This is a genomic window from Thermosediminibacter oceani DSM 16646, assembly GCF_000144645.1.
In the GTDB taxonomy this organism is placed as follows: domain Bacteria; phylum Bacillota; class Thermosediminibacteria; order Thermosediminibacterales; family Thermosediminibacteraceae; genus Thermosediminibacter; species Thermosediminibacter oceani.
Window position 1 is genome coordinate 908,869 of sequence record NC_014377.1, and the last position, 18,883, is coordinate 927,751.

General features: G+C 46.7%; 18 protein-coding genes and 1 other RNA gene. 17 read left to right on the forward strand and 2 right to left on the reverse strand.

Annotated elements, in window-relative coordinates; translation table 11 throughout:
- The first annotated feature begins 97 nt into the window (after positions 1–97).
- From TOCE_RS04585 to ppdK, 9 genes are all read left to right on the forward strand, one after another.
- Positions 98–2,083, forward strand: coding sequence for an HD family phosphohydrolase (locus TOCE_RS04585; protein WP_245523143.1), 1,986 nt, complete (start codon positions 98–100; stop codon positions 2,081–2,083).
- 2 nt (positions 2,084–2,085) lie between these two features.
- Positions 2,086–2,574: an rRNA maturation RNase YbeY gene (ybeY, locus tag TOCE_RS04590; RefSeq protein WP_013275726.1), complete on the forward strand. Its 489-nt coding sequence runs from the start codon at positions 2,086–2,088 to the stop codon at positions 2,572–2,574.
- Positions 2,571–2,966, forward strand: a complete 396-nt coding sequence (locus TOCE_RS04595) for a diacylglycerol kinase (RefSeq protein WP_013275727.1) — start codon at positions 2,571–2,573, stop codon at positions 2,964–2,966. The genes ybeY and TOCE_RS04595 overlap by 4 nt, the downstream gene beginning before the upstream one ends.
- Before the next feature lie 34 nt (positions 2,967–3,000).
- Positions 3,001–4,041 carry a DUF3048 domain-containing protein gene (locus TOCE_RS04600; protein ID WP_013275728.1) on the forward strand — a complete coding sequence of 347 codons (1,041 nt, stop codon included), beginning with the start codon at positions 3,001–3,003 and terminating at the stop codon, positions 4,039–4,041.
- A 45-nt stretch (positions 4,042–4,086) separates the two neighbouring features.
- A complete protein-coding gene (recO, locus tag TOCE_RS04605; RefSeq protein WP_013275729.1) occupies positions 4,087–4,842 on the forward strand; it encodes a DNA repair protein RecO in 756 nt (251 codons plus the stop codon).
- A gap of 13 nt (positions 4,843–4,855) precedes the next feature.
- A complete protein-coding gene (locus TOCE_RS04610) occupies positions 4,856–5,452 on the forward strand; it encodes a stage II sporulation protein M (protein WP_013275730.1) in 597 nt (198 codons plus the stop codon).
- A 121-nt stretch (positions 5,453–5,573) separates the two neighbouring features.
- Positions 5,574–6,185 (forward strand): transcriptional regulator CcpN, encoded by a 612-nt coding sequence (gene ccpN / locus TOCE_RS04615; RefSeq protein ID WP_013275731.1) that lies wholly within the window; start codon positions 5,574–5,576, stop codon positions 6,183–6,185.
- A gap of 14 nt (positions 6,186–6,199) precedes the next feature.
- The gene (locus TOCE_RS04620) at positions 6,200–7,021 is read left to right on the forward strand and encodes a pyruvate, water dikinase regulatory protein (protein ID WP_013275732.1); all 822 of its coding nucleotides are present in this window, start codon (positions 6,200–6,202) and stop codon (positions 7,019–7,021) included.
- Positions 7,021–9,666: a pyruvate, phosphate dikinase gene (gene ppdK, locus TOCE_RS04625; RefSeq protein WP_013275733.1), complete on the forward strand. Its 2,646-nt coding sequence runs from the start codon at positions 7,021–7,023 to the stop codon at positions 9,664–9,666. Before TOCE_RS04620 ends, ppdK begins: the two co-directional genes overlap by 1 nt.
- Before the next feature lie 46 nt (positions 9,667–9,712).
- On the opposite strand, the gene TOCE_RS04630 is transcribed toward ppdK, so the two are convergent.
- Positions 9,713–11,173 (reverse strand): IS1182 family transposase, encoded by a 1,461-nt coding sequence (locus TOCE_RS04630; protein WP_425358462.1) that lies wholly within the window; start codon positions 11,171–11,173, stop codon positions 9,713–9,715.
- Between the two features lie 213 nt (positions 11,174–11,386).
- Between TOCE_RS04630 and TOCE_RS04635 the strand changes: the two genes are divergently transcribed.
- From TOCE_RS04635 to rnpB, 8 genes are all read left to right on the forward strand, one after another.
- The gene (locus TOCE_RS04635; RefSeq protein ID WP_013275734.1) at positions 11,387–12,394 is read left to right on the forward strand and encodes a deoxyguanosinetriphosphate triphosphohydrolase; all 1,008 of its coding nucleotides are present in this window, start codon (positions 11,387–11,389) and stop codon (positions 12,392–12,394) included.
- A 171-nt stretch (positions 12,395–12,565) separates the two neighbouring features.
- Entirely contained in the window at positions 12,566–14,398 is a 1,833-nt protein-coding gene (dnaG, locus tag TOCE_RS04640) for a DNA primase (protein ID WP_013275735.1), read from the forward strand.
- Positions 14,398–14,529: a hypothetical protein gene (locus tag TOCE_RS12750; RefSeq protein ID WP_013275736.1), complete on the forward strand. Its 132-nt coding sequence runs from the start codon at positions 14,398–14,400 to the stop codon at positions 14,527–14,529. The genes dnaG and TOCE_RS12750 overlap by 1 nt, the downstream gene beginning before the upstream one ends.
- 1 nt (position 14,530) lies before the next feature.
- A complete protein-coding gene (gene rpoD, locus TOCE_RS04645; protein WP_041423864.1) occupies positions 14,531–15,595 on the forward strand; it encodes an RNA polymerase sigma factor RpoD in 1,065 nt (354 codons plus the stop codon).
- A gap of 50 nt (positions 15,596–15,645) precedes the next feature.
- Positions 15,646–16,401 (forward strand): tRNA (adenine(22)-N(1))-methyltransferase, encoded by a 756-nt coding sequence (locus TOCE_RS04650; RefSeq protein ID WP_013275738.1) that lies wholly within the window; start codon positions 15,646–15,648, stop codon positions 16,399–16,401.
- Positions 16,328–17,440 carry a Nif3-like dinuclear metal center hexameric protein gene (locus tag TOCE_RS04655; RefSeq protein ID WP_013275739.1) on the forward strand — a complete coding sequence of 371 codons (1,113 nt, stop codon included), beginning with the start codon at positions 16,328–16,330 and terminating at the stop codon, positions 17,438–17,440. The genes TOCE_RS04650 and TOCE_RS04655 overlap by 74 nt, the downstream gene beginning before the upstream one ends.
- 241 nt (positions 17,441–17,681) lie before the next feature.
- Positions 17,682–18,110: a ribonuclease HI family protein gene (locus tag TOCE_RS04660; protein ID WP_013275740.1), complete on the forward strand. Its 429-nt coding sequence runs from the start codon at positions 17,682–17,684 to the stop codon at positions 18,108–18,110.
- Positions 18,111–18,149: 39 nt separating this feature from the next.
- Positions 18,150–18,501, forward strand: an RNA gene (rnpB, locus tag TOCE_RS11790) — RNase P RNA component class A.
- Between the two features lie 97 nt (positions 18,502–18,598).
- Here rnpB and TOCE_RS04665 read toward each other — a convergent pair.
- The gene (locus TOCE_RS04665) at positions 18,599–18,835 is read right to left on the reverse strand and encodes an FmdB family zinc ribbon protein (protein WP_041423865.1); all 237 of its coding nucleotides are present in this window, start codon (positions 18,833–18,835) and stop codon (positions 18,599–18,601) included.
- Positions 18,836–18,883: the final 48 nt, after the last annotated feature.

The following is an 18,883-nucleotide window of genomic DNA, read 5'->3' on the forward strand; positions in this document are numbered from 1 at the left end:
TTATCTTAGACGCGGCTGGTCAAAAATACTAAAAAGAAATAAAAAACTCCTGTCCAATCGCGCCTTCCAGAAGTCAATGGTGGGGGCCGCGTTTTTTTTGGCGATAACAGCTCTGATACTGGCGAATACACTTCCAAGAAAATACGATCTAAATGTGGGGGATATAGTCCAGGAAGACATCGTTGCGCGGAAGGACGCTATAGATACCGTTGCGACCCGTAAATTGCAGATGGCTGCCGCTAATTCTGTCCCAGAAAAGTACACCCTCGACCAGAATATCACCAGGGAAGTTAAAGGCAAGGTAACGGAAATTTTCAATGCGGTAAGAAATGTTCAGTCCAGGGATTTTTCGGACAATGCTGCTAAAATAAAGACTTTAAAGCTCATGATCCACGACGGGCTTTCCGAAGATACTTACTCTGTCCTGGTAAATATGAGCGGTCCCGACTTAAAAGAACTGGAGACAGTTACCAAAGCGGTTATAGAAACCGTGATGGACGACGGGGTTAAGGAAGAATCCATAGACAGGGCGAAAGCTTTTATAATAGAGGAATTCAAGGCTGTCAGCCTCCCCCAACCCGTTAAAAACGCGGGTGAGGATATTGCTTTTGCAGTACTCAAGCCTAATATGATTTTCGACAAGGAAGCTACCCAGAGGGAACAAAAGGCGGCCATGGAAGCTGTCGCCCCCGTCAAGATCACAAAGGGGCAGGTGCTGGTCGAAAAGGGCAAACCGGTGACGGCCGAACAGATAGAACTCTTAAAGGAGCTTGGGCTTTTAGCTAAGGACAAGTCTTCGTATTTTTCGATGATTCTGGGCGTCATCCTACTTGTGGCGATTTTAGAGGTTATATTGATTATTGCCGTATATTTATTCCACCGGGACCTTTACGAAAACGTATCATATCTGGGATTACTGGCTCTGATTATAGTATCAACCCTTTTCATCGCCACTGTTTTTAAGACCATATCGAACTTTTTAATACCTCTGGCAGCCGGGAGTATGCTGATTTCGATATTGATAAACCCGTCTTTGGCGCTTATTGCCAGCTTTATAATGTCGATTGCCGTGGGGGTAATCCTGGATAATGATTTTATAAGCTCCCTTGTAGCTTTGCTCGGCGGGCTTGCGGGAGTGTTTTCTACTAAAAGAGTCTCCCAGCGAAACGATTTAACCAAGGCGGGCGGCCTTGTAGGCCTGGTGAACTTTCTAGTAATCCTCAGCCTGGGGCTGTTAAACTATAGTTCTATGTGGGACGTGGCTAGGCAAAGCTTCTGGGGCATAACCAACGGGTTTTTATCTTCGATTTTAACAGTGGGCATACTGCCCTTTTTGGAAAACGCCTTCGGCATAACAACTTCCGTCAAACTTCTGGAACTTTCCAACCCAAATCAGCCTTTGTTGCGCCGGTTGTTGCTGGAAGCTCCGGGAACTTACCATCATTCCATAATCGTAGGGAATCTCGCCGAGGCTGCAGCCGAAGCCGTGGGTGGAGATCCGCTGCTGGCACGGGTAGGTGCTAGCTATCACGATATCGGGAAATTAAAGAGGCCGTACTTTTTTATCGAAAACCAGCTGGCTTCTGAAAATCCCCATGACAAACTAAATCCTACGTTGAGTGCGCTGATAATTACTTCCCATGTGAAGGACGGCTTAGATATAGCAAGACAGTACAATCTGCCTCCTATAGTCCAAGACTTTATCGTTCAGCACCACGGTACCTCGCTGCTTACGTTATTCTACAAAAAAGCCTTGGACAGCGACGCTGAGAAAAAGCCGGAAGAGAACAGCTTCCGCTATGATGGACCTAAACCGCAGACAAAGGAAGTCGCCATAGTAATGCTGGCCGATTCCGCCGAGGCAGCGGTGAGGTCAATGACCAAGCCTACACCGGGGAAAATAGAAGGGCTCGTAAGGCAAATAATTAAAGAAAAACTGGCTGACGGTCAGCTTGATGAGAGCAACTTGACGTTGAAGGACCTCGACAAAATAGCTTCGGCCTTTTCGAAGGTGCTGACGGGCATATTCCACACCCGAATCGAATATCCGGAAAAGCTGAAGGAACTGGAAAGGAAGGGTTGATTTTGGCTACAGTGCTGATAAGCAACCTGCAGAACAGGATTACCGTCAACGAAAAAATGGAGGAACTGGTCAAAAAAATCGTTGAGTTCGCATTGGACTTCGAGGGGGTAGCCGGCGAGGTAGAAGTCAGCGTGGTCTTCGTGGACAATGATTATATTCGCGAATTGAACAGGTCTTACAGGGGAAAAGATATGCCAACGGATGTGCTTTCTTTTTCCATGAGGGAAACAAGCGCTGATGAGGCCTTTGACGGCAATGAAGAAGTGGAGCGGATGCTCGGGGACATAGTGATTTCTCTGGAAAAAGCCCGGGAACAGGCGGACGCCTTCGGTCACTCCTTCGAAAGGGAAGTTGGATATCTCGTCGTCCACGGGGTTCTGCATCTTCTGGGATACGACCACGAAGAGGAGCGGGATAAAAAAATAATGAGAGAAAAGGAGGAAGAGGTGCTCCGAGCCTTCAGGCTTACTCGTGAGGAATTTCAGCTATGAAGAAAGCCAGAACGCTTCTCGAAAGTTTCTTTTACGCCGTTTCGGGGGTTCTTTACTCCCTGAAGACCCAGCGAAATCTCAGGCTTCATTTTTTTGCTGCTTTTTTGGTAATGGCAGCAAGTAGGTATTTAGGCTTAAATCACCTGGAGCTGGCGGCTGTATTTTTCGCCGTATCTTTGGTGATAGTTACAGAAATGATAAATACGGCCGTGGAAACTACGGTCGACATGATAACCGAAACATACCACCCGCTGGCCAGAATATCCAAAAATGTAGCGGCAGGTGCTGTGCTGGTTGCGGCCCTGAACGCCGTTGTAATCGGCTACCTGATTTTTTTTAACAGGATCCGGCCGCTGATGACCGCGCTGCAAAAGGTGCTCTTTGGCCGGTAAAAGCGGTTTGCGTTGAGAACTGGGGGTGCACGTCGTGAAAAAAATTTACGTCGCGGTGCTGGCGTTTTTTTTCCTTTTGGCAGCAGGCTGCGGGAGAATAATTGGCGGTAATAAAACGCCCGTAGACAAAACACCGGTCTTGACACCGAACGAGCAGAGCCAACCGGTGGTAGAGGAGCCTGTAGTTAAAAACCCTCTGACGGGTCTTAATATGGATAAAGACAAGGAGGGCAGGAGGCCCCTGGCCGTAATGATAGAAAACGAAAAGAGCGCAAGACCTCAGTCGGGCTTAAACAAGGCTGATGTGGTATACGAGGTCCTAGCCGAAGGGGGCATCACCAGGTTCCTCGCCATTTACCTGGGGGAAGATGCGGGTGAGATAGGACCCGTGAGAAGTGCAAGGCCTTACTTCATAGACTTTGCCATGGAATACGATCCCGTTTACGTCCATTATGGGGCAAGCCAGTCGGCCTATTCGGACCTTCAAAAAAACAAAAATATATACGGTATAGATGGGATCTACGATAGAGTCACCTTCTGGAGGGACAAAACCCGGAAAGCGCCTCACAACGCTTACACCAGCACAGAAAATATCCTAGAGACCGCCCGAAGGCGCGGATACCTTAAACCGGTTTACCTCAAGAGGTGGGAATTCAACGAAGGGGAAGCTCCCGTTGCGGGTGAGCCCCTTGAGGAATTCGAGCTGGTCTACTATAAAAATTATACGGTAAAGTACGTCTACGATGAAGAAAAAAAGGCTTATGTTAGGTACATAAACGAAAAACCCCATACCGACAGAAAGACCGGGGATCCCATTGTTGTAAAAAATATCATCCTTCAATTCATGGACACCCGGGTGATCGATTCGGAAGGCAGACTTGCCATAAAGACCACCGGGTCCGGCACCGGTTATTATATAAGCAACGGAAGCTATACCCGTATTAAATGGCACAAACCCGGGCGTTTCAAGAAGACCGAGTACACCCTTGAAGGGGGCGGCCAGTTAAAATTAAATCCGGGAAATACCTGGATTCAGATACTACCGTCTCGGGATAAATTTAAAATAGGCACCTGAACTTCGCCATATATAACTTTTCCGGTTGAGTGAGGTATATTGCGCATGGGACTTTATACGACAGAAGCTGTGGTGGTTGGCTACCGGGATCTGGGAGAAGCCGACAGGATACTGACGCTTTTTTCGCCCGAAAGAGGTAAGATCCACGCTGTGGCAAGGGGCGTCCGTCGGCCCAGGAGTCCTCTGATGGCCGGCACGCAGCTTTTTTCCTACAGTAAATTTCTCCTGGTAGAGGGGAGGAATTTGGATTCCATAAGCCAGTGTGAGCTTAAGGAATCCTTTTTTAGAATAAGGGAAGATCTGGACAGGATGGCTTACGGATCTTACTTTGCCGAGCTTTTGCGCATTTCAACCCGTGAATCCGAAAAAAGCGAGGAACTTTTCCGGTTTTTCATGAAAGTTTTATACCTGCTACAGGTATGGGAAGACCTGGAATTTATGGCTCGTATATTCGAGTTAAAGTTGATGGCCCTTCAAGGATATACGCCCCAGCTTTCACATTGCGTAAATTGCAGGAATGATGAGTTGAAAGAAATCAGGTTCAGCCACGCGTTGGGAGGAATTTTGTGCGAAAAATGCAGGGGAAGCGATGAAAAGTCCGTTGTGATTTCCCGGGCGGTTTTGATGATGATGAGGAGAATGCTCAAAGGGAAATTCGAAGACCTTGCAAAACTAAAAGTAGAAGATGGCGTGAAGGAAGAACTCAAAGCAGTGCTTACGGGTTTCGTGCTGCACCACATGGAACGCAAGCCTCGCACCCTGCGCTTTCTGGATGACATCGCCAAAATATCGCATAAATGAAGGAGGAAAAAATTTGAAAGTCATCTTTGATTCATTCAGGGGGAAGGGTAAATATATATTCTTCTCGATAGTTCTGTTCGCGGCTGGGGCGGTTCTGGGTTATGCAGTGTTCTGGCAGGACCCCAGGGTAATCCTGGCGAACCTGGACAGGATACTGGGGAATATTCTGAAGATTAGCGATGCGGTAGAGAATGCGAATAAGCTTTACGTTTTTGGGTTGATATTTCAGAACAACGTAAGAGCTTTACTCGTAATGATTTTCGGCGGCGTTGCTTTCGGGCTGGTGCCGCTCTTTACGGTACTGTTTAACGGTTTCGTCGTAGGGTTGATACTTGCTCTCAACTTTTATTCGGGGCAGTCCCTTTCATTTTTCCTCGCCTCTATCCTACCCCATGGGATTCTCGAACTGCCGGCAATTCTGGTGGGCGCCGCTTTCGGTTTGAAAATAGGATTCGAGCTTTTCTCACCTCGCGGTAAAACCCGGGTTGAAGTGCTGAAGGAAAACTTAAAGGATGGCATTCTCGCCCTCGGAATTCTGATTCCTGTCCTTCTCCTGGCAGCCCTGATAGAAGCAATAATTACGCCTCTGGTAGCTAGGCCTTTTTTATGAAATATAGTATACTTTTTTGAGTAAATGTGATATACTTATTACTTGAATAACCAAATATGCCGCACATTTTTTGGCATGTTGTGGAAGGGAGGGAGGACAAATAGAATTAACACCTAGACAAATGATGATAGTTGACATTGTAAAAAAACACGAACCAATAACCAGTGAAGAAATAGCGGCAAAGCTCAATATTACAAGAGCCGCTTTAAGGCCCGACCTGTCCATTCTTACCATGGCGGGTATCCTCGAAGCCAGGCCGCGGGTGGGTTATTTCTATGCCGGCAAGAATACGAAGAGCCTGCTGGCTGAAAAGATAAGGAGCATAAAGGTCAGCGACATTAAGGCTGTGCCTGTTGTGATAAAAGAAGAAACATCAGTATACGATGCTATCGTGACACTGTTTCTGGAGGATGTCGGTACGCTTTTTGTTGTCCAGGAGGACGGCAGCCTGTGCGGTGTGGTTTCGCGAAAAGACCTGCTCAAGATAGCGATGGGAAACGCCGATATAAGGCAGATACCCGTGAGCGTAATTATGACCAGAATGCCGAATCTGGTCACAGTAACGATGGAGGAAAGCGCTTTTGATGCAGCTCGAAAAATAGTCGAACATCAGGTAGACGCCCTACCTGTGGTTAAGCCGGAAGAGTTTGAAGGGAAAGTAAAATACAAAGTTGTAGGCAAGGTTACCAAGACCACAATAACCAGGCTTTTTGTTGAATTGGGAAGAGGTTAAAGGGGGGATTCAAAATAGTTAGTTTAGGTGAACCTGTAATTTTTGCCGTATCAGACTCTATAGGGGAAACGGCTGAGCTGGTTGCTCGGGCTGCTGCGGTGCAGTTCAATTCCGGGCACGTGGAGATAAGAAGATATCCATTCGTGACAGACCTAGAGTATGCCAGGGAAGTAATAGAGGAAGCCAGGAAATTAAAAAATTGCGCAATAGTTTGTACAATAGTGCTGCCTGAAATCAGGAAAAGCTTAGTAGAGCTCGCTGAAGCCAACAATATCCCTATTATAGACATTATGGGACCAATGATGGACATTGTTTCTAAAATAACCAGCGCCAGGCCAAAACTCGAGCCAGGTCTGGTGAGGAAGATCGACGAAGACTATTTCAAAAAAATAGAGGCGATAGAATTTGCGGTAAAATATGACGACGGTAAGGATCCGAGGGGCCTTGCCAAAGCCGATGTGGTTCTAGTGGGGGTTTCCAGGACTTCGAAAACACCGCTGTCTATGTATCTTGCCCATAAAAGGCTTAAGGTGGCCAATCTGCCTCTCGTGCCTGAAGTTTCCCCTCCCGAGGAGCTGTTTCAACTACCTCCCGGGACCGTCATAGGCCTTACAATAAACCCTGAAATCCTTTATAGGATTCGGCGGGAGAGGTTAAAAGCTTTGGGACTTAGCAGCGATGCTACGTATGCCAGTATGGAGAGAATTTTAAAAGAGCTTGAGTATGCCGATGGTATAATGAAAAAAATCGGCTGCCCCAGGATCGACGTTTCTAACAAGGCAGTCGAGGAAGTCGCTGCCAGAATCCTGGAAATCATCAGGAGGGGAGAAGACTGATGAAAAAATACGTTTTTCAGTTTAAAGAGGGAAGAGCTTCAATGAAAAATCTGCTGGGCGGCAAGGGTGCCAACCTGGCAGAAATGATCCATATAGGCCTTCCTGTACCTCCGGGCTTTACGGTGACTACCGAGGCGTGTACGCGATACTACAAAGAAGGACAAAAAATTGCCGAAGATATCCTCGAACAGACCTTTGATGCCCTTCGAGAACTGGAGCAGGAGACCGGTAAAAAGCTGGGAAATCCCGATAACCCGCTGCTGGTCTCCGTCAGGTCCGGAGCGCCGATATCCATGCCGGGCATGATGGATACCATACTAAATCTAGGCTTGAATGATGAAACGGTCGAGGGTCTTGCCCGTTCGACGGGTAACAGGCGTTTTGCCCATGACTGCTACCGCAGGTTTATACAGATGTTCGGGAATGTGGTGCTGAACATAGAACACGAGAGATTCGAGGATATCATAAGCGGCGTCAAGAAAAGGAGGGGCTTTGCCCTTGATACTGAACTGGGAGCCGAAGACTGGCAGGATGTCATAGAGCAATATAAGAACCTGGTGCTTAAGCATACCCGCCGGGAATTCCCACAGGACCCAAGAGAGCAGCTTGTGATGGCGATCGAAGCAGTATTTCGTTCCTGGAACAACCATAGAGCTATCATTTATAGAAAAATAAACAAAATACCCGACGAACTGGGAACTGCAGTAAACGTCCAGGCTATGGTGTTCGGAAACATGGGAGAAGATTCCGGAACCGGAGTAGCCTTTACGAGAAATCCCGCGACGGGAGAAAAGGAAATTTACGGAGAGTTCCTGCTCAATGCTCAGGGCGAAGACGTAGTGGCGGGGATCAGGACCCCGAGAAATATAAAAGATATGGCTGCCCTTATGCCCGACGTCTACCGGCAGCTGACGGATGTTTGCGCTCTTTTAGAAAAGCACTATAAGGATATGCAGGACATCGAATTCACCGTAGAAAAAGGTAAACTGTACCTACTCCAGACCCGCAACGGAAAAAGGACGGCAGCAGCCGCGGTTAAAATAGCCGTAGATATGGTAAAGGAAGGCCTGATTTCCAAAGAGGAGGCCGTGCTGAGGGTTTCGCCAGAGCATGTAGTTTCTCTGCTGCACAGGAGGATAGACCCCGAAGCTAAAGTGGAAGTTATTGCAAAGGGATTGCCTGCTTCGCCGGGAGCGGCCTGGGGTCATATTGTCTTTGACCCCGACGAGGCTGAAACTCTGGGGCAGCAGGGCCAGAAGGTCATCCTCGTAAGAACCGAAACCACCCCCGATGATATCCACGGCATAGTCATGGCCCAGGGTGTACTAACCAGCCGTGGCGGTATGACCAGCCATGCCGCGGTAGTGGCCAGGGGAATGGGTAAACCCTGTGTGTGCGGTTGCGATGCTATTTCTATTGACTTAGAAAAAGAAGAGTTTAGGGTTGGAGATCTTGTCGTAAAGAAGGGAGATATAATTTCGATAGACGGCTCAACCGGTCAGGTAATACTGGGACAGGTGCCAATGATAGACCCCGTTCTCTCGCCGGAGTTCAAAGAACTTCTGGGATGGGCCGATGAATTCAGGGTGCTTTCCGTGCGGGCAAATGCTGATACGCCGGAGGACGCAAGGGTCGCCAGGGATTTCGGCGCTGAAGGTATTGGTTTGTGCCGGACCGAGCACATGTTCATGGGTCAGGACCGCCTGCCGGTGGTACAGGAGATGATTATGGCCGAGACCAAGGCAGAGAGGGAGAAGGCGCTGGCTAAATTGCTGGATTTCCAGCGGCAGGATTTTGAAGGCATTCTTGAAGCGATGCGGGACCTGCCGGTGACGATAAGGCTTTTAGATCCACCGCTTCACGAATTCCTGCCCAACGCGGAAGAGCTCATCCAGGAAATTGCGGAGCTTAAGGCAGCGGGCGATGAGGAAACCCTGAAGAGAAAGCAGGAAATCCTCAAAAGAGTAAAGGCTCTCGGCGAATTTAATCCTATGCTTGGTCTGAGAGGATGCCGTCTGGGGATACTATACCCGGAAATTTACGAAATGCAGGTCAGGGCTATCTTTCTGGCAGCGTGCAGCCTGGCTAAAAGGGGCATTAAGGTGTATCCCGAAGTGGAAATCCCTCTTGTGAGCAACGATAACGAACTGAAGCTGCTGAGAGAACTTGTAGAAAACATCGCGGCCCAGGTAATGAAAGAAGAGGAGATAAAAGTCGATTACAGCATAGGTACGATGATAGAAATACCAAGGGCGTGCATAACCGCCGATGAACTGGCCCGTTACGCAGACTTTTTCTCCTTCGGCACCAACGACCTCACCCAGACCACCTATGGCTTCAGCCGCGACGACGCCGAAGCCAAGTTCCTACCATATTATATAGACCATAAAATCCTGACGGAAGATCCCTTTATAGTTCTGGACCGCAGGGGTGTGGGATATCTTATGAAAACCGCCGTAGGCCTGGGAAGAGGGGTCAAAGAAAACCTTACCGTAGGTATATGCGGCGAGCACGGAGGAGAACCGAGTTCCGTAGAGTTCTGCCATGAGATAGGTCTCGACTATGTGAGCTGCTCGCCTTACAGGGTTCCGATAGCGAGGCTTGCTGCGGCTCAAGCCGCCTTAAAAAATAAAAAGAACTCTTAAGAGAGGCAATTGATTGCCTCTCTTCAGCTTGTAGACAAAGCCGCTTTTAGGATGCATAACCTAAAAGCGGCTTTTTGTTGAAGGCGAAGAAAATTTTTAAGAAAAACGAATGTAAAGCGGGGACTGTTGGCGGAAACGTTCCCCGTCTTTTCTTCCATAAAGCCAGCTTTTTTAAATTCATGCATGCGAAAAGAAGCGTGAGGTAATGTCCAACTTTCCTCAAGCCTCGTAGATTTGTATAGCGCATGCCATGCTTTTCCTTCGCATCGGCAAATACCCGCTCGATGGTCTGGCCGCGCATTTTGTATAGTTCTTTACCCCATTGGGTGTGTCTTATATCTTCCGCTATTTCTATGTAATGCTCCCATATATGCCGAGTTATGATTTTTGTGTAATTTTTACTTTTGGTGCACTGTAGGCGCATGGGACATTTACAGCATATTTGGGGGTTGCTCCTATATTCCCGGTATCCCGCCCGGTTGGTGGTGCTGTATTCTAATATTTGGTTGTTGGGGCATATGTAACAATCATAATATTCGTCATAGACGTATTCGCGTTTTTTAAAGTAACCATCTTTGGTCATCGGCCTCTTGTAGGGCATAACGGGAAGCGCTCCTGCCTCAATGATTTCTCTGCATATCCCGGGGGTTTTGTAGCCTGCATCAACCACTACCGCCTCTATTTTAGAAAATTTATCGTTTACTTCTTGAAATAAATCGGAGAATACCTGGCTGTCATGAACATTTCCAGGTGCTATTTTGACACCAAGGACAAAGTTGTTCCGGTCACAGGCTACAGAAGCTGTGTAGGCAAAGCAGCGCTCTTTTTCCCCTTTTTGAAACATCCCACTTTCAGGATCTGTGGTGCTTACCCTGACTTTTTTAGAGCTATTTTCTCCTTTGTTGTTATCGTCATCATCATCTTCTTCTTCAAAGGGCTTTTTACCGTTTGCTTCCCGTTCGGCGTTGATTTCTTTTAAAAGTTCTTCCTTATATTTTTGAGTCCGTTGCTTAGCGACTTTCTCGATATATTTATTCTTATTGGCACTGGCTTTTATGTGAGTAGCATCGATAAATACTGCATCTGTTTTAACAAACCCGCATTCTATTGCTTCCATCAACACCCGCTCGAATATCTTTTCAAATAGATCACTTTCCTTAAACCGCCGTTCATAGTTTTTTCCAAAAGTTGAAAAGTGAGGTATTTTTTCTTGTAATCCATAGCCTAAAAACCAACGGTAAGCTACATTGACTTCTACTTCTCTGATGGTTTGGCGCATGGAGCGGATTCCATACAATGCTTGGAGCATGAGTAGCTTAATTAACACTACCGGGTCAATACTAGGTCTTCCTGTATTTTCGCTATATAGGTCTTTTACTTCATCATAAATGAAATTAAAGTCGATGCTTTCTTCTACTGCCCTAAGGAGATGGTCTTGAGGTACTAAGCTATCGATGCTTACTAATTCTACCTGCTCTATTATTTCTCGATTTTTCTTCGTTAACATTTCATCGCCCCACAATATTTTTGTATCTTCTTTAATTTTACTAAAAAGCTGATGATTTTTGTACTAGCTTTTGCAAAAAAAGACTGTCGACAGTTACTTTGTCGACAGTCTGAAGAGAGGCAATTGATTGCCTCTCTTTTTTTGCGGAATTTTTTAGTATAATTAAAAATATATTCTACATGTAAAATATCTCTTCGCAGCGGAGGGCTTTTTATGAATATCAGGGAAATTACCGAAGAACTGGAGGAGCGGATGCTTTCTCCTTATGCGACGCTGAGCAGCAAAACAAGGGGCAGGAAAGTAGCGGAAGAAAAGTGTACCGTCAGGACCGAATTTCAACGGGACAGAGACAGAATTCTCCACTCAAAGGCTTTCAGGCGACTGAAACACAAGACCCAGGTTTTCATCACACCTGAAGGTGACCATTACAGGACAAGATTAACCCATACCCTGGAGGTAGCGCAGATAGCGAGGACGATATCAAGGGCGTTAAGGCTCAATGAGGACCTCACCGAAGCAATCGCGTTGGGACATGATCTCGGCCACACGCCCTTCGGTCACACGGGAGAAGTGGTCTTAAACAGGCTCATGAAGAACGGCTTCAGGCACGAAGAACAGAGCCTCAGGGTAGTCGAAGTACTCGAACAGGGGAATGGCTTAAACCTCACGTGGGAAGTGAGGGACGGCATCCTGAATCATACCAGCCGCGGTAACCCCAGTACACTGGAAGGACAGGTCGTCAAATTAGCGGATTGGATAGCGTATATAAATCACGATATAGATGACGCCATAAGGGCGGGGATACTCAGGGAAACCGACCTGCCGTCAGCCCCTATAAAAATCCTTGGCGACAAACACGCTAAGCGTATAGATACGATGATAAAAGACATAATTAACGAAAGTTTCGGAAAGCCCTTCGTCAGAATGAGCCAGGAGGTTTATTCCGCCACGGTGGAATTAAGAGAGTTCATGTTCGAGCGGGTTTACATCGGTTCTAGCGCCAAATCGCAGGAAATTAAAGCCCAGAGAATGCTGGAGCTGATGTTCGAATACTTTATAAAAAATGTAGATTCCCTACCGGCCGAATTTATCAGGATCGCGGAAAGGGAGGGTGTAGAAAGAGGAGTGTGCGATTACATTGCGGGAATGACCGACAGCTTTGCTACATACAAGTTCAGGGAAATTTTCGTGCCTTCACCATGGCCGTTAAGCAGGAAATGATTGCTGAAATTAATTTTTAGTGAAAAAGAAGGAATATTTATGGTTAATGTAGAATAATCATTATGCAACAGTAAAGTTTGTATTATTTTGTAATAAGTAAAGGTCTTACCCCTAATTTGAATTTTTACGATGGCAGGGGGAGATTTTTTTTGGATTAGGCAGGTGGGCACAATGAGCCTCTACCCCGAGGAGTTAATAAGGGAAGTACAGAACCGAGCAGATATTGTAGAAATCGTGTCAGATTACGTTTCGTTGAAAAAACGCGGTGAAAATTACGTGGGGCTGTGCCCTTTTCACTCGGAAAAAACTCCCTCTTTTACCATAAGCCCGAAAAAACAACTTTTTTACTGTTTTGGTTGCGGTACGGGCGGTAATATCTTCTCATTTCTCATGAAAAAAGAGAACTGGACTTTTCCCGAAGCTGTGAGGTGGCTGGCCGAAAGGGTAGGTGTAAGACTGCCGGAAGAAGGAACCTGGGGCAAGGTATCGGAAGCTTTTAAACAAAAACGAGAAATTCTTGAAATAAATAGGTTGGCAGCTGAATTCTTTCACCAGAACCTTATAAAAACGGCAGAAGGCAAAAGAGCCCGGGAATACCTGGCGAACCGGGGTATTACTTCGGAAACCGTGGAAAAGTTTTTTCTGGGATACGCACCACCCCGCTGGGACGGTTTGATAAGGTTTATGCGGTCGAAAGGCGTAAGAGACGATTCCCTTTTAAAGGCCGGTTTGGTAATCCCTCGCAGTGACGGGAAAGGATACTATGATAGATTCAGAGACAGGGTCATTTTCCCCATAAAAGATATAACCGGCAACACGGTGGGGTTTGGCGGGAGAATTCTGGGTGAGGGTGAGCCCAAGTACCTGAATTCGCCGGAGACCACCGTGTTTACAAAAAGGGAGCAGCTTTACGGCCTGCCGATGATAAAAAAAGGAGGCTCAAATCTTATTCTGGTAGAAGGATATATGGACTGTATTTCCCTGCATCAGAACGGTTTTACCCAAACCGTGGCCTCCCTTGGGACTTCGCTGACAGAACAGCAGGCAAAAATTCTAAAAAGATACTCCGAAGAGGTTATTATAGCGTATGACGCAGATACGGCGGGACAGTCCGCAACCCTTCGGGGAATCGAGATTCTGGTAAAAGAAGGATTGAAGGTCAGAGTGCTGAGTTTACCCGAAGGTAAGGACCCCGATGAATTCATCCGCACAAGAGGCAAGGATGCCTTCGCCGAGCAGCTATCATCAGCGCGCAATTTTGTAGACTATAAGCTGGACCTGGCTGGGAGGGGCCTTGATCTAAAGACCCGGGACGGAAAAATAAAGTTTATAAAAAATGCTATTTCCGTTCTGGCGGGTATCGAAAACCGGGTAGAGAGAGAACTTTATGTTCAAAAGCTTTCGGAAGAACTAAACATCCCCAGACAGGCCCTTTATGAAGAGATAAATAAAATAATAGATAGAACTACATTGCCAAACATTGGCTCTAAGTATAAAAACAGCCAATTAAGGGATAATAATAAAGAATTGACAAGATTTAAAGCGCTGTCGGGAGTTCGTAAGGCAGAAAGGGACATCCTTAGGATGATGATAGAAGACGATTCGGCAAGGGATAAAATCATGAAGAACTTAACCCCTAACAATTTCGTGGATACAAAACACAGAAAAATCGCGGAAATGATATTCGAAATGGTGAATAGAAACGAAGTCGTTACGCCCAATGGAATTTCTATTAAATTAAAAGACGATCAGGAAACCGCCGCGGAGCTCGCGAACATTCTCATGGAAACCGCTGACATAGAAAACAGCATGGTGGACGCTCTGATCAACCGGGTAAAAGAAAATTATCTGAAGCTCGCCATAAAAAAGATTAAAAATGAAATCAACCAGGCGGAAAAAATAGGAGAGGTTAAAAAAGCTTTCAGCCTTCTGAATACCTATCACAGGCTTAAGCTTGAAATAGAACAATTAAAGAGAGACTCTTCTAGGAAGGGGGGAACCTGATGGCAAGGGAAGAAAAGGAAGTTGAAAAAGTGTCAGCAGCGGCAGAGAAGAAAGCCGAAAAAGCGACCAAAGAAGAAAGCTCAGAAAAAAAAATTGAGATTAGAAAAAGACCGGGAGAAAAAGACCGATAAGATGAAAGCAGTAAAGGAACTTATAGAAAAGGGCAAGAAAACCGGAGTTCTCACTTACAAGGAAATAATGGAAACGTTAGGAGATATTGAGGATCTGGATGCCGAACAGATTGATAAGATATATGAATCCTTCGAGGATATGGGCATTGAAATTATAAATGACGCCGATGATATACCCGAATCCCTTTTGGAAGAGATTTCAGAAGTAGAGCTGGACCTTTCCATCCCCGAGGGAGTGGCCATCGATGATCCCGTGAGAATGTACCTCAAGGAGATTGGCAAAATACCTCTCCTGACGCCGGAAGAAGAAATCGAATTGGCAAAGCGCATAGAGAAGGGAGACAAAGAAGCAAAACGGCGCCTTGCCGAAGCTAACCTGAGGCTCGTTGTGAGCATTGCCAAAAGGTACGTAGGGAGGGGAATGCTGTTCCTGGATCTAATCCAGGAGGGCAATCTAGGGCTTATAAAAGCCGTGGAGAAATTCGATTACCGCAAAGGATACAAATTCAGTACCTATGCTACCTGGTGGATAAGACAAGCTATAACCCGGGCTATCGCCGACCAGGCCAGGACGATCAGAATTCCTGTCCACATGGTAGAGACTATAAATAAACTAATAAGAGTGTCGCGCCAGCTGTTGCAGGAGCTGGGCAGGGATCCCACACCCGAAGAGATTGCGGAAGAAATGGAACTGCCTGTGGAAAAGGTGAGGGAGATTATGAAGATAGCCCAGGAGCCGGTTTCTCTCGAGACTCCAATAGGAGAGGAAGAAGACAGCCATCTGGGGGATTTTATCCCCGACGAAGAAGCGCAGGCTCCCGCCGATGCCGCCGCTTACAGGCTCTTGAGGGAGCAGCTGGAAGACGTACTGGAAACCCTAACTCCGCGGGAGGAAAAGGTGCTGAGGCTTCGTTTCGGGCTTGATGACGGCAAACCCAGGACCCTTGAAGAAGTGGGACAGGTTTTCGGTGTTACCCGGGAGAGAATCAGGCAGATAGAGGCCAAGGCCTTGAGAAAACTGCGCCATCCGAGCAGGAGCAAAAAACTGAAGGATTTTCTTGAATAAAAAGCGGGGATATCCCGCTTTTTTGCTACGTTTGATGAAAGGTGTCGGAAATGAAGTTGAGCGAAAGGTTGATGGCAATAGCTCATTTAATCCCTCCGGGAACCGCTGTCGCCGACGTGGGCACCGATCATGGATATCTCCCTATATACCTCGTGAAAAACGGGATATCCCGGAAGGCTATCGCCACCGAAGTCAGGGAAGGGCCTTTTGAGAGAGCTAGGGCTAACATCAAAAAAGCCGGCCTGGAGGAATTCATAGAAGTTCGCCTGGGCTGGGGCCTCACTCCTCTAAAACCCGGAGAGGCGGAGGTAGCGGTAATCGCTGGGATAGGTGGGGAGACTATATGGAAGATAATAGAAAAATCCCCCGATATTATAAACTCCATGTCCGCCGTCATCGTTCAACCCATGAAATACCAGCATAAGCTCAGAAAAGCTCTCATGGACCATGGCTTTAATTTCATCGAAGAGCGCGTAGTAAAAAGCGAAGACAGGTTTTACGAAATAATCGTGGTAAGGAAGGGAGATTGGGTTTCCTACGACGAAATCGATGTGCTGGTGGGACCTGTTTTGAAAAAAAAGAAGACCCCGGAAGTCCTGGACTACATTAAAACGAGGATCGAGAGGCTGATTTTTAGGTTAAAGGAAGTAGAAGGCCGTAATACTTCATCGGCCGCTAAGGCCAGAGAGTCCATTATGAAAGAGATCGAGTTGCTGAGGGAGGTGTATAAAAATGCCGACCTGCCAGACGGTAATAAATATCATAGAGCGGCTAGCTCCGAAGAAACTGGCCCTGCAATGGGATAACGTAGGGCTGATGGTCGGCGATTATTCGGCAAAGGTCGACAGAATTCTTGTCGCTTTAACGGTTACGCCCGGCGTTATGAATTACGCTATAGGACGCAAAGTGGACATGATAATCTCGCACCACCCTTTCATATTTAAACCCCTAAAATCCATAAGAAAGGATCTCCTCTCGGGGAAGATGATTTATGACGCCGTAAAAAACGATATAGTAGTTTACTCGGCCCATACCAACCTGGATGTAGCTTCCGGCGGGGTCAACGACTTATTAGCAAGATGCCTGGAACTGGAGGGTGTGGAGGTTTTGGAGACGACCGGGGAAGAGCCGTTGAAAAAAATTGTAGTATTCGTGCCGAGGGGATATGAAGACGCCGTAAGAGATGCGATGGGAAATGCGGGCGCCGGTCATATTGGTAATTACAGCCACTGTACCTTTAATGCTGCCGGTATTGGCACTTTCAAACCTCTCGAGAAAGCAAAGCCATTTATAGGAGAGGTAGGGCAGCTGGAGCGTGTGGAAGAGGTGAGGATCGAGACGATCGCTCCTGAGTCTCTAGTAAAAAAAATAGTAAGCGCTATGCTAAAAGCTCATCCTTATGAAGAGGTGGCTTACGATGTGTACCCGGTGGAAAACAAAGGAGGCGTCTTCGGTCTGGGGCGTATCGGATACCTTAAATCTCCCCTGACTCTCGGGGATTTATGCGAGATCATAAAGCAAAAGCTTAAAGTTAATTCCCTTAGGGTAATTGGAAGTCTTACTAAAAAGGTTTCAAAAGTCGCGGTATGCGGGGGTGCGGGGGGAGATCTCGTTTTAAAGGCGGCTTTTCTGGGAGCCGATGTCTACATTACCGGAGACGTCAAGTACCATGAGGCCGAAGAAGCGAGGACCGTCGGTATGGCTTTGATAGATGCCGGCCATTACTCGACCGAAAAATTAATTTTAAACTTTTTAGCCGACCATTTAAAAAAGGAGCTTTCCGCGCTGGGGGAAGATGTCAGCGTAGAAGTCTACGACGAAGGCGAGCCCTTTGTAATCGTTTGATAAAGGGTGGCGGTAGAAGGTGACACCCGGGTAGAACCCAGGGGTAATATATAATCAAATCAGAAAAATGAAAAAAGAATACAATCAAATGAGATTGAAAAATATGAGAGAACTTGATAAAATAAAGGGTGGATTGGTAGAGCTGTGTCTTTGGTTACGATTCAGGAGGTGAGCGCCTACAGGAACATAGTATATTGTGAAAATTGCAGGAGAATTCTCATCTAACTTTACAGGAGGTATTATGAGAAGGCTTACTGTATACACAGATGGAGCTTCTCGGGGAAATCCGGGTGATGCAGGAATCGGCATAGTTATACTCGATGAAAACGGCAACACTCTAAAGGAAATAAGTGATTACATTGGACAGACCACAAATAACATTGCCGAATATACAGCTCTGGTCACTGCTTTGAAAGAGGCGCTCGAAATGGGCTGCGAAGAGATAGGCATCTTTTCCGACAGCGAGCTCATGGTCAAACAGATAAACGGTGAATATCAGATTAAAAATGAAGGAATAAAGCGCTTGTATGCCCAGGCCATGGAGTTATTAAAAGAATTTAAGAGGTTCAGTATAAGTCACATAAGGCGGGAACAAAATAAGAGGGCCGATGAGCTCGCCAACGAAGGTATAGATCTTGCCGTCAGCGAAGAAGAGATTATTGACTTTTAAATAAAACGGTGTTATACTTATAATCTAGCAAAATGATGGTGAGTAGGTCGGATGGTCGCGGGCTTATGCCCGAGGAAAGTCCGAGCTCCACAGGGCAGGGTGCTGGGTAATACCCAGTGAGGGCGACCTCAAGGAAAGTGCAACAGAAATATACCGCCCGATGGGAAGCTACCGCTTCCCGTTGGGTAAGGGTGGAAAGGTGAGGTAAGAGCTCACCAGCGGTCAGGCGACTGGCCGGCTCTGTAAACCCCACCTGGAGCAAGACCAAATAGGGGAGCACATGCGGTGGCCCGCCGCGCTCCCGGGTGTGGTCGCTAGAGGTGTCAGGCAACTGGCATCCTAGATAGATGACCATCCACGACAGAACTCGGCTTACAGACCTACTCATTCATACCGCATAAAAACTCAAGGCTTTTTGGCCTTGAGTTTTTAAATTTTATAGTCAAAAAAAGGTGGCCCGAATCAGCAGGATTCGGACCACCTTTGCTTTACACTGCCTTTTTATCGGAAGCTTCTTTATTTTCCGATGCACTGGAAGAAGAATCCTTATGGACGTAATCGGTTATATGAAATCCCGAACCTTTAAAAACCAAACCGACATTGCGGCTTATCAAGCGCTTTACCGGACTGCCGCATGTGGGGCAGCTTTCCAAAGGAGATTCGGTTATTGGCTGTTCTTTTTCAAAATCCCCACAATTTGCGCATCTGTACTCGTAAAGCGGCATCATTTGCACCTCCTCGTCAGCGTCATTTACAAAAGATTATATACAACG

What these genes read in the sequence shown, in the direction of transcription:
- TOCE_RS04655 (WP_013275739.1), top strand. Translation starts at nt 16,328, where the DNA reads ATGCCGACCTGCCAGACGGTAATAAATATCATAGAGCGGCTAGCTCCG.
- ccpN (WP_013275731.1), top strand. Translation starts at nt 5,574, where the DNA reads ATGATGATAGTTGACATTGTAAAAAAACACGAACCAATAACCAGTGAA.
- TOCE_RS12750 (WP_013275736.1), top strand. Translation starts at nt 14,398, where the DNA reads ATGGCAAGGGAAGAAAAGGAAGTTGAAAAAGTGTCAGCAGCGGCAGAG.
- rpoD (WP_041423864.1), top strand. Translation starts at nt 14,531, where the DNA reads ATGAAAGCAGTAAAGGAACTTATAGAAAAGGGCAAGAAAACCGGAGTT.
- recO (WP_013275729.1), top strand. Translation starts at nt 4,087, where the DNA reads ATGGGACTTTATACGACAGAAGCTGTGGTGGTTGGCTACCGGGATCTG.
- TOCE_RS04595 (WP_013275727.1), top strand. Translation starts at nt 2,571, where the DNA reads ATGAAGAAAGCCAGAACGCTTCTCGAAAGTTTCTTTTACGCCGTTTCG.
- TOCE_RS04650 (WP_013275738.1), top strand. Translation starts at nt 15,646, where the DNA reads ATGAAGTTGAGCGAAAGGTTGATGGCAATAGCTCATTTAATCCCTCCG.
- TOCE_RS04665 (WP_041423865.1), bottom strand. Translation starts at nt 18,835, where the DNA reads ATGCCGCTTTACGAGTACAGATGCGCAAATTGTGGGGATTTTGAAAAA.
- TOCE_RS04635 (WP_013275734.1), top strand. Translation starts at nt 11,387, where the DNA reads ATGAATATCAGGGAAATTACCGAAGAACTGGAGGAGCGGATGCTTTCT.
- TOCE_RS04630 (WP_425358462.1), bottom strand. Translation starts at nt 11,173, where the DNA reads ATGTTAACGAAGAAAAATCGAGAAATAATAGAGCAGGTAGAATTAGTA.
- TOCE_RS04660 (WP_013275740.1), top strand. Translation starts at nt 17,682, where the DNA reads ATGAGAAGGCTTACTGTATACACAGATGGAGCTTCTCGGGGAAATCCG.
- ppdK (WP_013275733.1), top strand. Translation starts at nt 7,021, where the DNA reads ATGAAAAAATACGTTTTTCAGTTTAAAGAGGGAAGAGCTTCAATGAAA.
- dnaG (WP_013275735.1), top strand. Translation starts at nt 12,566, where the DNA reads ATGAGCCTCTACCCCGAGGAGTTAATAAGGGAAGTACAGAACCGAGCA.